Here is a 14,449-nt window from a genome sequence, read left to right as displayed (position 1 = left end):
TGCTTAACCAACGCTATGTTCTAAGCTGATTGCTAATAATTTTTGTGCTTCTACAGCAAATTCCAGCGGTAATTCTGAGAATACATCTTTACAAAATCCGTTTACAATCATTGAGATTGCATCATCTTCACTTAATCCACGCTGACGACAATAAAACAGTTGATCTTCACCAATGCGTGACGTTGTCGCTTCGTGTTCAAGCTGGGCAGAGTTATTCATTACCTCAACATATGGGAAGGTATGTGCACCACACTGCGTACCAATTAACATGGAATCACATTGTGTGAAGTTACGGGCATTTTTAGCACCAGGGAGCACTTTTACAAGTCCACGGTAACTATTTTGACTTTTACCCGCTGAGATACCTTTAGAGATAATGGTTGATTTGGTATTTTTACCAATATGGATCATTTTAGTGCCGGTATCTGCTTGTTGATTACCGTTAGTTAAGGCAACCGAGAAAAATTCAGCAGTAGAATTATCCCCTTTTAAAATTACACTTGGGTATTTCCATGTGATTGCAGAACCTGTTTCTGATTGCGTCCATGACATTTTGGCGTTTTCACCTTCGCAGATAGCACGCTTAGTCACAAAGTTAAGGATCCCCCCTTCACTATCGCCACCAGAGAACCAGTTTTGTACCGTAGAATATTTTACTTCGGCATCTTTATGGATAATGACTTCAACTACAGCGGCGTGAAGTTGATAACTGTCGCGAACGGGAGCTGAACAACCTTCGATATAACTGACATAACTGCCTTCATCAGCGACCAGAATAGTTCGTTCAAATTGACCTGTTTGTGCCGCATTGATACGGAAATAAGTCGATAACTCCATAGGGCAACGTACCCCTTTGGGAATATAGACAAAAGTACCATCAGACGCGACCGCGGCATTCAGTGCGGCAAAATAGTTATCATGACTTGAAACAACAGTCCCTAAATATTGGCGCACTAAATCAGGATATTCTTGAATAGCTTCACTAAATGAGCAGAAAATAATGCCATGTTCAGCAAGTTCTTCACGATATGTCGTTGAAACAGAAACCGAGTCAAAAATCGCATCAACAGCAACCGCTTGCCCTTCTCTTACAGGCACGCCTAGTTGATTGAAGGCATCTTCGACTTCTTTGGTTAAATAATCTTGTGCAACTTGTTTATCATCCGCCACCGCTTCATTTGTATCACTAGCACAACTACCATTAGCACAACATGAACTACAAGATGGTGCTGAATAATAACTATAATCCTGATAATTAAGTGCTGGATAATCCGCTTTTAACCAATGCGGTTCTTCCATTTCTAACCAATGGCGATAAGCATCTAAACGAAATTCCAGCATCCATTCTGGTTCATTTCTTTTTGCCGATATTGCACGCACAACCGCTTCATTTAACCCTTTTTCTAAGGCATCGGTTGAGATATCGGTATAAAAACCTTCTTTATAGTGATGATCACTTAGCCATCCCTGAACTTCATCACCAATTTCAACATTGCTCTGAGACATAATCTAACTTCACTATGTTATACCCCAAAGCTCTCACCACATCCGCAGACGTTTTGAGCTTTAGGATTATTAAATTTAAACATTTGATTAAGTCCTTCACGAACATAATCAACAACAAGCCCATCGATGAATGGCATTGCTTTCAATGAAACAAACAATTTTGCGCCATTATGTTCATAAACAATGTCGTCTTCACTGGGACCTGTAGCGAGTTCAATAACATAACCATACCCAGTACAACCAGAGGGTTTGATATTTAAGGAAAGCCCCTGTTTTTCAGGATTTTTCTCAACTAAATGACAAATATGTTTTGCTGCGTTATCTGTTAGTACAATACCTTGCCAAGCAGTCTCATTAAGAGAAAATGTTTCAACGTTGTTTGTCATTACTAACCTCATTTCGAAAGGAGATTGATATCTTTCCTGACACTAATGGTAATGATAACCCTTATCACTTCAACCATGTCTTTTGAAAGGATATTCTGTAAATGTGTATTTTTTGTTCTATTTTTGCACTTATTTTGTTAACAACACATGTTAACGCAATGTAATATAACACTTTTATATTTTTTTATTCTAAAAAATAAAACTTTTAATTTTTCTTATATTTCGCACAATACGCATATAAGTTGCAAAATAAATACACTTTATATGTTATCACTGAAATTTAGAGAAAAAAGCATAAAAGTGTGTTTTTACAACTAGCTTATTGAGCTTACTCACATTCATTTTTATGCTTTGATGAGGGATAAGATAGCACCACTTATGTGATGACCTCTTATTGGTTTGTGTGCTCTTCGATGTTATTTATTAATAGTGATGGTTTGAATATATTTGTCTGTACATTCAAGAGTTTGACTGTTTTTTTGTTTGTTCGATTGGCTATTGAAATTACTAATTAATTGCAGTTGCCATACTCGATTCGTTTTAAGATCTGCCGCTAAAATACCTTCATAGCTCACATTCTCTTTTGCATATTTTCCTTCAAAAAGGACATGTCGACTTTCAACATTTGAAATCGTTAATGGTTTTATTGATGTTAAAATTTCATTCATGCCATCTATTGCCGCAATATTATCAATGATGCCTTGTGCGCCAGCATCAACATCATAGGTCATTGCATCGATCATTTTAAAATAAACCAGACGAACCTCTGATAGATCACAAATAGGTTGTGATTTATAAACTATCATTTCTGTTGTAACGTCCTGCACATTATCAGGCAACATCTTAAAATAGTTTTCAGTATCTTCTCTGCTCATTGAAAATACTGTGGGATACGTCATATTAAAACCAGAAACAGTTTGTACAGGAATATTACTTATATTATTAGTTTCAGAGGCAGAATTATTATCACATCCGGTGAGTACTAAACCTGCGATTAATAATATTGTGGTGTTGAATTTTGAAATAGTTAACATTGTGAACATCTTTTCTTTTATTATGAAGATAATGATTATCATTAAAAATAAAATTTAAATAAAGAATAATTTTTATTTTCGTTCTCTATTTTTGTTCTTTTTTTCACATTACCTATAAATACAAAAAACGCACAAAGCGAGTATTTCACTTTGTGCGTTTGACTTTTTACTTTCTTAAGAAATAACCGATGTGGTTAATCTTGAAATACATACTTGACGATTTTCATCATCAAATATTTCTATTGACCAAACTTGATGAGAACGACCTAAATGAATAGGTTTACATACTCCTCTCACCTTGCCTTCTCTGGCTGAACGAATATGGTTAGCATTAATTTCTAAACCCACAATTTTCTGTTCGCCTTCAGTACAAAGATACCCAGCAACTGATCCCAGTGTTTCAGCTAAAACAACAGAAGCACCACCATGTAAAAGCCCTAAAGGTTGTTTTGTACGATGATCAACTGGCATGGTACCTTCAAGATAATCATCACCAAGACATGTTAATTCAATACCTAAATAGCTCATCATATTGTTTTGCCCAATATGATTAAGATGCTCGATAGTCGTTTCACGTTTCCATATCATGGCATGATCTCCAAAAGTGCTTGTAATGGGTGTTTTAGCTCAATATTATCAATACGTTTTACCTGGCTACGACATGAATACCCGGTGCTTAAACAACGCATTGTTGGCAATGTTTTTAATGCATTACCCCATGAGAGTTGGTAAATACCCAACGAGTTTTCATAATTGTTCAGTTCATGTCCATAAGTACCCGCCATTCCACAACATCCCGTACTCACAAATTCGAGTTGTTGCCCATAACGTTGAAAAATAGCCTGCCACTGTTTCATGCTTTGTGGTAGAGCTGTCACTTCTGTACAGTGTCCGAAAAGATACCATTTTTCAGCATCATCACGAACTGATATTGGCTCAGAAACTAATTTACTTAACCATTCATGAACAAGTTGAACATTAAAATCACCACGCTTATCACCCAGTATTTCTCGATATTCATCGCGATAGCAAAGTACTAATGCGGGATCAACGCCCACCATTGGAATGCCTAGTTTTGCAATCCGATTAAGCATAGTTGACGTTTTTTGCGCTGTTTTACTAAATTTCTGTAAAAAACCTTTAATATGTTGTGCCTTACCATTAGGGGAAAATGGCAGTAAAACAGGTTTAAATCCAATCTTTTCAATTAGTTTAATAAAATCTGCAACCACTTTTGCATCGTAATAACTGGTAAAGGGATCTTGCACCACCAACACATAATGACTCCGTTGCTTATCCGATAAGCATTCTAAATCTTCTAACGTCATATCTAGAGCATGATGCCCAGCTAATAGCTGTTTTAATGTTGGCGATGACAGCAACGGTAAATCAATCATGCCTATCGTATGTTTACTCAATGACTGTACCAATGGTTGCTTCATAAAAAAGTTAAAGACCCCCGGCGCTTTAGCCATAATGGGTGTTGTTAGCTCAACATTCGCAACAATATGATCTTTTAATGGCCTTAAATAGCGCTGGTGATAAAGTTCAGTAAACTTAGAACGAAACGAGGGTACATCAATTTTAATCGGGCACTGAGTCGAACACGCTTTACAAGCCAAACAACCGTTCATTGCTGCTTTCACTTCATGTGAAAAATCATATTCCCCGCGTTTTGCTTTCCATGTATTACGTGTTTTCTCTATCAAACTTCTTAAACTAGATTTATTGTTCTCAAAACTAGATTCAAGTTGTTTTGGGCTAACACCTTGCTCGGTTAATAATCGTAACCATTCTCGTACAAGTGTGGCTCGCCCTTTAGGTGAATGAATGCGTTGTCCGCTAATTTTCATTGAAGGACACATAGGGCTCTTCGCATCAAAATTAAAACAAAGCCCATTGCCATTACAGTCTAAAGCTCCTTTAAAATCTTGACGGACAGATAAAGGGATAGTGCGATCAAACGTGCCTCGTTTAACAGTATCGACTTGTTTCATTGGTTCATCGACCTCTAACGGAGGGCAGATTTTTCCAGGATTAAGCCTATTTCGAGGATCGAACACCGTTTTTATTTGACGAAGTTCGTGATAGAGCGTTTCACCAAAAAATTCGGGGCTGTATTGCGCTCTAAAGCCTTTCCCGTGTTCACCCCAAAGCAAACCGCCATATTTAGCGGTTAACGTGACAATGTCATCTGAGATAGATTTCATCAATAATTCTTGTTGTGGATCGCACATATCAAGTGCAGGTCTTACGTGCAATACACCTGCATCAACGTGGCCAAACATGCCATAATGAAGCTGGTGCCTATCGAGCAATGCCCTAAACTCTGTAATATAATCAGCCAGATGTTCTGGTGGTACACAGGTATCTTCCACAAAAGGAATAGGTTTGGCTTGTCCTTTGGCATTACCTAATAAACCCACAGCCTTTTTACGCATGGCATAAATACGGTTAATATCCGCTAACTCATGACACACTTGATAACCAATAACCCCCCCTTGCCCTTCTTTCATTAATGAGTCTAATCGTTGGCATAATGATGTGACTTGAGAATGAATCAATACTTCATCGTCACCCGCAAATTCAACAATATTAAGCCCTTGCATATCTTTATTAGGTATATCGGTGATCAATTCTTTGACGGAGTGCCACACAATATCTTCACGAGCAAGATTTAATACTTTAGAATCAACAGTTTCAACAGAAAGTGCGTTGGCTTTAACTAAAAAAGGGGCATTACGCAATGCAGAATCAAAAGAGTCATATTTTACATTGACTAAACTACGCTGTTTAGGGATAGGTGTAATATCTAAAGTTGCTTCTGTAATAAACGCCAGTGTACCTTCTGACCCCGTTAAGATCCGTGTTAAATCAAAACGTTTCATGTCATCACTAAAAACATGGCGCAGATCGTAACCCGTTAAAAACCGATTCAATTTAGGGAACTTTTCAAGAATAAGTTTCCGTTGCGCTTTGCAACGGGATAAAACCGTTCGATAAACTTTACCGATAGCAGAGCTTTCTTGTGCAATGTTCTCGGCTAATGCAGTATCCATGGCTCGTGTTTCAAGGAGTTCTCCTCCTAGCAATACAGCTCTAACGCCAAGAACGTGGTCAGAGGTTTTACCGTAAACCATAGAACCTTGCCCTGACGCATCCGTATTAATCATCCCACCTAATGTGGCACGGTTACTAGTAGAAAGTTCTGGTGCAAAAAAGAAACCATAGGGTTTTAAAAAAAGGTTTAGTTCATCTTTTATTACACCTGCTTCAACTTTAACCCAGCGTTCTTCTGGGTTTATCTCGATAATTCGTTTCATATAACGAGATAAATCGACCACGATACCATCAGTCAATGCCTGCCCATTGGTTCCGGTACCTCCACCTCTCGGTGTCAAAGAAAGCGAGTGAAATTTGGATTCATCAACCAGGCGAGCAACAATAGTGACGTCAGCCGTTGAGCGAGGAAAAACCACCGCCTGTGGCAATAACTGGTAAATACTATTATCTGTTGCCATAGTGAGTCTGTCAGCATAACTGCTGGAGATATCACCGGTGAAGCCATTTTTTCGAAGAGTATCAAGAAATTCTGTTGTGAGTTCACTAACTTGCGGTGCTTGCGATATACGTGGGATCATTTGTTATAGCTCTTTAATCTAATAGTCCACATTGCTTAATTTTTGATGTTGAAAGGGATACTGAAAGGTACTTTTCCTCATTTTGTACTTTCAGACCGATACCTGTTCACCTTATCATACAATTCTGGCAAATTGCGTAGTGATATAAACAACGTGATATTTGCAATGTTTATTCATCTGCTTCTAGCATTTTTATTCGTGTAGGGATTTAAAACCATGGAAAAACCGCAGATCCATACAGATATACCCAAAGTTTTATTCACTGTTCTTTTTATTTCTTTTTTTATTATCGCCAGTTTTTGGATACTTACCCCTTTTATTGTAGGTTTTATTTGGGCTGGAATGATTGTTGTTGCTACATGGCCTTTACTATTGATTATTGAAAAACGGGTAAAATATCGTTGGCTATCTACCATGATAATGATGATCTTGATATTACTAATCTTTGTTATCCCTATTATTTTATTAATTAGTAGTGTTATTGATAATAGTGCGCCATTGATTGAGTTAGCTAAATCACCTTCGAATATTCAACCACCTCAATTATTATGGCTTAATGATATCCCGATGATTGGGAGCAAACTTTATGATACATGGCACTCTATTCTCGTTTCTGGCGGTAATGCGTTAATCACAAAAATCCAACCTTATGTTGGACAAGCCGCAAATTGGTTTTTTGCTCAAGCCTTAAATATTGGTCGATTTGCCCTGCATTTGGGTGTGATGTTGCTATTTTCAGGCTTGCTATTTTTACAAGGTGAAAATGTAGTATCTTGGTTGCGCCACTTTGCTATTCGTTTGGCAGGCCAACGAGGTGATGCTGCTATTTTACTGGCATCAATGTCTATTCGCGCAGTAGCGCTAGGTGTAGTTTTAACTGCCTTAATTCAAGCTATTGTCGGTGGTATTGGTCTTGCTGTATCTGGAGTCCCTTATGCTACAGTATTAACCGTTATTATGTTTATTTGTTGCCTTGCTCAAATAGGCCCTTTATTAGTACTCGTCCCCTCCGTTTTATGGTTATTTTGGACGGGTGATACGACTTGGGGCATTGTTATGGTGATTTGGGGCGGTGCGGTTGCAACCATGGATGGCGTATTACGACCTTATTTAATCAAAATGGGGGCCGATTTACCGATGGTATTAATTCTAACGGGAGTTATTGGTGGCATTTTGACATTAGGAATGATTGGATTATTTATTGGCCCGGTTGTTCTTGCTGTTGCACATAGTTTATTAAACGCATGGATTAATGAAGTACCAAAACCTAATCCTGATCTCACTGAAACAGTAGAATTTATGAATAAAAATTTTATTGAGAAAGAATAAATAATAATGGAGCATGTAAGTGTAGCTACTTACATGCTCTAAAAATAATAGACTAAAGTTTAATAAAGATTATCAATTTAGGAATGAATTATTATATTTTTATATTCAAACTTACAATTTGAAACAAATTACATTTTTTTAAACCCTTTTGTTACCAGCAAGTTATATTCACTTTGAAATAGGCCAATATTATTTTTATTGAGATAATTCTTAGAGCATAATTAACGCATTTCTCTTAATATAAATATCAACGAAACAAATGTTTCAACGAATTAATGATTTCGCCTTTCATATTTATAGATTAATTGGCGGAATTAAAGAATATAAAATATTGCTGTGTGTAGTCTTTGCCTGTCAGCCCATGATAGGCTTTTTTTTTACCTATTATTTAATAATTGTATAAAAAAAGCTCACATTATTTTGTGAGCTTTTTATTTATAATGATATTAATTTTATTGTGCTAATTTTACCCACGTTTTAATTACGGTATCTGGATTTAAAGATAAACTATCAATTCCCTCTTCCATTAACCACTGTGCAAAGTCTTCATGATCAGAAGGCCCTTGACCACAAATACCCACATATTTACCATTACGTTTAGCCGCTTGAATTGCCATTGATAATAATGCTTTCACTGCATCATTACGCTCATCAAACAGTGAAGATACCACCCCCGAATCTCGATCAAGACCTAATGTTAATTGGGTCATGTCGTTAGAGCCGATAGAGAAACCGTCAAAATGTTCTAAGAATTTATCCGCTAGTAAAGCATTTGATGGAATTTCACACATCATAATCACTTTTAAGCCATTCTCACCACGTTTCAAACCGTTAGTCGCTAATTCTTCAATAACTTCTTCAGCTTGGCGTACAGTACGAACAAATGGGATCATCACCTCAACATTATCTAAGCCCATATCATTACGAACACGTTTTACTGCTTCACACTCAAGCGCGAAACAGCGACGGAAATCGTCAGATACATAACGACCAGCGCCACGGAATCCTAACATTGGGTTCTCTTCATCTGGCTCATAACGATCGCCACCGACTAAGTTAGCATATTCGTTAGATTTAAAGTCAGACAAACGAACAATCACACGCTTAGGCCAGAATGCAGCGGCCAATGTCGCAATCCCTTCTGTTAATTTACTGATATAATATTCAACAGGAGATTCATAGCCCGCCATCATCTCATTAATTTCAGCTTTTAACGCTTCACTTTGGTCGTCATATTCTAATAACGCACGAGGGTGGACACCAATCATACGGTTGATAATAAATTCTAAACGTGCAAGACCAACACCGTCATTAGGCAAGCCTGCAAAATCAAATGCACGATCAGGATTACCGACGTTCATCATGATTTTCAGATCAAGTTCAGGCATGTTATCGATTGCGGAGCTCTGAATAGAAAAATCCAGTTTACCATCATAGACAAACCCCGTATCACCTTCAGCACAAGAAACCGTAACGACTTGCCCTTCTGTAATACATTCTGTTGCATCACCACACCCCACAACAGCAGGAATGCCTAATTCGCGTGCAATAATTGCGGCATGACACGTTCTACCACCACGGTTGGTCACAATCGCAGAGGCTTTTTTCATGATAGGTTCCCAATCTGGGTCTGTCATGTCAGTAACCAGTACATCACCAGTTTCTATTCTATCCATCTCATTTAAGTTATGAATAACTTTGACTGTACCTGTACCAATGCGATGACCAATAGCACGACCTTCAATAATGACTGAACCACTTTCATTTAGCTGATAGCGTTCCATCACTTGTTGATTAGAGCGAACTGTTTCAGGGCGAGCTTGTACAATGTATAAACGACCATTATGCCCATCTTTAGCCCACTCAATATCCATAGGGCGTCCATAATGACGTTCAATCAATACGGCTTGTTTTGCTAACTCTTGAACTTCATTATCAGTCAAAGAGAAACGATTGCGCAGTGATTCTGGGGTATCTTCAATACGAACCTGTTTACCATGCTCAACACTGTCTGCGTAAACCATTTGGATCTTTTTAGAACCAAGGTTACGACGAACAATGGCAGGTAGACCTTTTGCTAAAGTTGGTTTATGTACATAAAATTCATCAGGGTTTACCGCCCCCTGTACCACCATTTCACCTAAACCATACGCTGATGTAATAAAGACAACCTGATCAAAACCAGATTCTGTATCAATGGTAAACATCACACCTGAAGAAGCAAGATCTGAACGTACCATACGTTGAACACCCGCAGATAAGGCAACACCACGGTGATCATAACCTTGGTGAACACGATAAGAAATTGCACGATCGTTAAATAACGAAGCAAATACGTGTTTGATTGCGACAAGTATGGCATCAATACCTTGAACGTTTAAAAACGTCTCTTGTTGACCTGCAAAAGAAGCATCAGGCATATCTTCTGCAGTTGCCGATGAACGAACAGCAAAAGAAGCTTCTGATTCGCCTTCACTTAATGTGAGATAAGCATCGCGAATATCTTTTTCAAACTGAGGCGTAAAAGGCGTATCAATTACCCATTGGCGAATTTGATTACCTGCCTGAGCTAGTTGATGAACATCATCAACATCAACTCTATCAAGTAATTCATAAATACGCTGATTGATACCGCTCTGTTCCAGAAAATCATTAAACGCTTGCGCTGTGGTAGCAAACCCATTAGGAACAGAAACACCCAGTTCCGCGAGGTTTGTGATCATTTCACCGAGGGAAGCATTTTTCCCACCAACACGATCAACGTCATTCATACCTAATTGGTTATACCAAAGTACATTGCACGGGGTGAGGCTATTGCTGGACATTGAGAACAATCCTTTTTTAAACAATTATGAGAGAGAGAAAAAAAGAAAAACCCGCTGTCAAAATGACAACGTAAATAAGCGTATCACAATGTGATGCTGAATATAGAAAGGTGAATCGATCAACCAGAAAACTTTATTTTTTTATCCTTTATAATCACTAAAAATGCTATAGATAATATTGTTTGATTTGATAATTCAGCTAAAAAAAGGTGAGTGTTATGATATTAAGCTTGAATTCTATTAATTGTGATAATAATGAACCTATTGATAGAACAGTCTTTTTTATCTCTGATGGTACAGCTATTACGGCAGAAGTATTAGGTCATGCCGTACTTTCTCAATTTCCATTAAAAATGAAAAGTTATACATTACCTTTTGTTTCTACAGTGGAAAGAGCAGAAGAAATAAAACAGAAAATCGCTGAAATTTATAAAAAGAGTGGCGCAAAACCCCTTGTTTTTTATTCTATAATTAGTCCTGAAGTTAAACAGATAATAAATAGTAGTGAAGGTTTTTGTCAGGACATTGTGCAATCCCTCGTATTACCCCTTGAAAAAGAAATAGGTATTCAAGCATCACCAAAATTAAACAAAACCCACGGCTTAACAGAAAAAAACCTCAGTAAATACGATGCTCGTATTGCAGCGATTGAATACACGCTTTCTCATGATGATGGAATATCGTTACGTAACCTCGATCAAGCACAAGTGATTTTAATTGGCGTTTCTCGTTGCGGGAAAACCCCCACCAGCCTCTATTTAGCCATGCAATTTGGTATCCAAGCAGCCAATTATCCATTTACGGCAGATGATATGGATTTCTTAAAACTCCCTGTTGAATTAAAAGAGTATCAACATAAATTATTTGGCTTGACCATTGCGCCAGAACGTCTCGCTGCCATTAGAAGCGAGCGCCGCGAAAATAGCCGTTACGCCTCGATTCGCCAATGTAGAATCGAATTAGCGGAAGTCGAAGCACTTTTTAGAAAAAACAATATTCCTTATCTCAATACCACTAATTATTCTGTAGAAGAAATTTCAACCAAAGTCATTGATTCGATGGGATTAGCAAGAAGAATGTTCTAAACCCTAACCATATTTTTTTATTGATTTTTCTCTAATAACGCTGTTGAAATTAGCTGAATTTCGTTTATTGTGATCTTAATCACTGGGTAGACTTACCCTGTATATTTATTGAGATAAATTATGTTAAAGACAGACGAACTACGGACTAAGGCTTTAGACAGTCTGGTAACACCAGAAACCTTAGCAAAAGAGTTCCCCATTTCTGATGAGATAACTCAAAATATCACATCAGCACGTAAACGAATTGAAGCAATCCTTACCGGCGAAGATAAGCGACTTTTAGTGATCGTAGGACCTTGCTCTATCCATGATCCTAAAGCTGCTAAAGAGTACGCTATTAAGCTTAATCAGCAAAAAGTGCGTTATCATGACCGCTTAGAAATTGTCATGAGAACCTACTTTGAAAAACCACGTACAGTGATTGGTTGGAAAGGTTTAATTTCAGATCCTTACCTTGATAATTCATGCAATGTTAATGAAGGTATCCGCCTTGCAAGAAAATTATTAATTGAGATAAACACGCTGGGTTTACCAACAGCAACCGAATTCCTTGATATGGTTACGGGACAATATATTGCAGATTTAATTAGTTGGGGCGCTATTGGCGCAAGAACAACAGAAAGTCAAGTTCATCGTGAAATGGCATCTGCACTTTCTTGCCCTGTAGGCTTTAAAAATGGCACTGATGGTAATACCCGTATTGCTATTGATGCTATTCGAGCCTCTCGTGTTGGTCACACATTCTTGTCACCTGACAAAAATGGCCAAATGACGATTTACCAAACCAGTGGTAATCCTTATGGCCATATTATTATGCGTGGCGGTAAGAAACCTAATTACCATGCAAGTGATATTGCAGATGCGGTTGATGCACTAAAACAAGTAGATTTACCTGAACATCTTATTATCGACTTTAGTCATGGTAATTGTGAAAAAATTCATCGTCGCCAATTAGAAGTAGCGCGCAATGTCAGTCAACAAATCAAAGATGGCTCACAAGCCATTGTTGGTGTTATGGCTGAAAGCTTTTTACAAGAAGGCTCACAAAAAGTCGTACCAGAAAAACCACTGGTTTATGGACAATCGATCACCGATCCTTGCTTAAGTTGGAATGATACTGAGCAATTGCTTCAATTATTAGCACAAGCGGTTGAGAGTCGATTTCAATAAACGCAATATTGAAATACAGTAAAAAGGAGAGCCTTAGCTCTCCTTTTATTTCCATTATCAGAAAGAAATTATCATATTAACGCAATAATTCACCTTGAGATTGGATAATGCTTTGATACCAATAAAAGCTTTTCTTACGTTTTCTTTCTAATGAGCCTTTTCCTTGGTCGTCTCTATCCACATAAATAAAGCCATAACGTTTAGACATCTCAGCTTTTGACGCACTCACCAAATCAATCGGTCCCCAACTGGTATACCCCATTACATCAATACCATCTTCAATCGCATCACCGATTTGTACCAGATGATCGTTAATATACTGAATACGATAATCATCATTGATTTCGCCTTCCGAAGTGATTTTATCAATCGCGCCAAGTCCATTCTCTACAACAAATAAAGGTTTTTGATAACGATCCCACAATAGATTAAGCACAATACGAATACCTTTAGGATCGATTTGCCATCCCCATTCAGAACTTTCTAAGTAAGGATTTGGCACCATACTGAGAATATTTCCTCGCTTCATCTCATATTCTTCTTTATCTGCGGTAATACAACCGGTCATATAATAACTAAATGATACAAAATCGACCGTTTGTTTGAGATCTTGTCGGTCTTCATCCGTTATCACAACATCAATATGATTATCTCTAAAATAACGCAACATATAAGCAGGATATTGACCACGGCATTGTACATCACCAAAAAATAGCCATTTACGATTTTCGTTCATAGCTTCCCAAACGTCGTCTGGCTTGCATGTTAATGGGTAAACCAATCCACCTAATAACATATTGCCGATCTTTGCATCCGGAATAATACAATGACACGCTTTAACAGCTCTGGCACTGGCAACTAACTGATGATGTATGGCTTGATAAATCTCTGATTGTGTTCTTTCACCCGCTAAACCAACCCCCGTCATTGGTGCATGTAATGACATATTGATTTCATTAAAGGTAAGCCAAAGTTTAACTTTATTTTTATAACGTTGAAAAACGCTGCAAGCATAACGCTCAAAAAATGCAATAGTCTTACGATTTCCCCAACCACCATATTGCGTCACTAAGTGATAAGGCATTTCATAATGAGATAAGGTAATAATCGGCTGAATATTATATTTAGCCATTTCATCAAATACGCGATCATAAAATGCCAGCCCTTCTTCATTAGGTGTAGATTCATCACCTAATGGAAAGATACGGCTCCATGCAATAGAGGTTCTTAAGCAGGTAAAACCCATTTCAGCAAAGAGTGCAATATCTTTTGCATATTGATGATAAAAATCGATAGCAATATCTTTAATACAAAAATCATTTTTTGCTCTTTCAACCACAGGCCCAAAAATACCTTGTGGTTGAACATCTGAAGTACTTAACCCTTTACCTGCAGTTAAATAAGCGCCTTCAACTTGATTAGCAGCAATAGCGCCTCCCCATAAAAATGTATTAGGAAATTTCTTCATTGTTA

The 14,449-nt window shown here is 37.6% G+C and carries 10 protein-coding genes; 3 read left to right on the top strand and 7 right to left on the bottom strand.

The annotated features are described in order from the left end of the window. Nucleotides 1-3 precede the first annotated feature (3 nt). The 5 genes from sufB to ydiJ form a co-directional block, all read right to left on the bottom strand. Complete coding sequence (sufB, locus tag GWJ05_RS12935; protein ID WP_036937296.1) at nucleotides 4-1,506, bottom strand: Fe-S cluster assembly protein SufB; 1,503 nt, start codon at nucleotides 1,504-1,506, stop codon at nucleotides 4-6. A 17-nt stretch (nucleotides 1,507-1,523) separates the two neighbouring features. Then, the gene (gene sufA / locus GWJ05_RS12930) at nucleotides 1,524-1,892 is read right to left on the bottom strand and encodes a Fe-S cluster assembly scaffold SufA (RefSeq protein ID WP_036937298.1); all 369 of its coding nucleotides are present in this window, start codon (nucleotides 1,890-1,892) and stop codon (nucleotides 1,524-1,526) included. Nucleotides 1,893-2,308: 416 nt separating this feature from the next. Next, nucleotides 2,309-2,926 carry a hypothetical protein gene (locus GWJ05_RS12925; protein ID WP_036937301.1) on the bottom strand — a complete coding sequence of 206 codons (618 nt, stop codon included), beginning with the start codon at nucleotides 2,924-2,926 and terminating at the stop codon, nucleotides 2,309-2,311. Nucleotides 2,927-3,100: 174 nt separating this feature from the next. Then, nucleotides 3,101-3,514, bottom strand: coding sequence for a 1,4-dihydroxy-2-naphthoyl-CoA hydrolase (gene menI, locus GWJ05_RS12920; RefSeq protein ID WP_036937311.1), 414 nt, complete (start codon nucleotides 3,512-3,514; stop codon nucleotides 3,101-3,103). Continuing rightward, the gene (ydiJ, locus tag GWJ05_RS12915) at nucleotides 3,511-6,567 is read right to left on the bottom strand and encodes a D-2-hydroxyglutarate dehydrogenase YdiJ (protein WP_161681438.1); all 3,057 of its coding nucleotides are present in this window, start codon (nucleotides 6,565-6,567) and stop codon (nucleotides 3,511-3,513) included. Before ydiJ ends, menI begins: the two co-directional genes overlap by 4 nt. Before the next feature lie 216 nt (nucleotides 6,568-6,783). On the opposite strand from ydiJ, the gene ydiK reads away from it, so the two are divergent. Next, nucleotides 6,784-7,896, top strand: a complete 1,113-nt coding sequence (gene ydiK, locus GWJ05_RS12910) for an AI-2E family transporter YdiK (RefSeq protein ID WP_036937316.1) — start codon at nucleotides 6,784-6,786, stop codon at nucleotides 7,894-7,896. Nucleotides 7,897-8,348: 452 nt separating this feature from the next. On the opposite strand, the gene ppsA is transcribed toward ydiK, so the two are convergent. Further along, nucleotides 8,349-10,721, bottom strand: a complete 2,373-nt coding sequence (gene ppsA / locus GWJ05_RS12905; protein WP_036937320.1) for a phosphoenolpyruvate synthase — start codon at nucleotides 10,719-10,721, stop codon at nucleotides 8,349-8,351. A 218-nt stretch (nucleotides 10,722-10,939) separates the two neighbouring features. On the opposite strand from ppsA, the gene ppsR reads away from it, so the two are divergent. Both ppsR and GWJ05_RS12895 read left to right on the top strand, forming a co-directional pair. Further along, nucleotides 10,940-11,806 (top strand): posphoenolpyruvate synthetase regulatory kinase/phosphorylase PpsR, encoded by an 867-nt coding sequence (gene ppsR, locus GWJ05_RS12900; protein ID WP_052038510.1) that lies wholly within the window; start codon nucleotides 10,940-10,942, stop codon nucleotides 11,804-11,806. Between the two features lie 120 nt (nucleotides 11,807-11,926). Beyond that, nucleotides 11,927-12,976 (top strand): 3-deoxy-7-phosphoheptulonate synthase, encoded by a 1,050-nt coding sequence (locus GWJ05_RS12895; protein ID WP_036937325.1) that lies wholly within the window; start codon nucleotides 11,927-11,929, stop codon nucleotides 12,974-12,976. 76 nt (nucleotides 12,977-13,052) lie between these two features. Here GWJ05_RS12895 and ascB read toward each other — a convergent pair whose 3' ends face one another. Further along, nucleotides 13,053-14,444, bottom strand: coding sequence for a 6-phospho-beta-glucosidase (gene ascB, locus GWJ05_RS12890; protein ID WP_087802531.1), 1,392 nt, complete (start codon nucleotides 14,442-14,444; stop codon nucleotides 13,053-13,055). Nucleotides 14,445-14,449 lie beyond the last annotated feature (5 nt).

The sequence above is a fragment of the Proteus sp. G2626 genome (assembly GCF_009915985.1).
Classification (GTDB): domain Bacteria; phylum Pseudomonadota; class Gammaproteobacteria; order Enterobacterales; family Enterobacteriaceae; genus Proteus; species Proteus vulgaris.
This window is presented reverse-complemented; position numbering and strand designations above follow the sequence as displayed.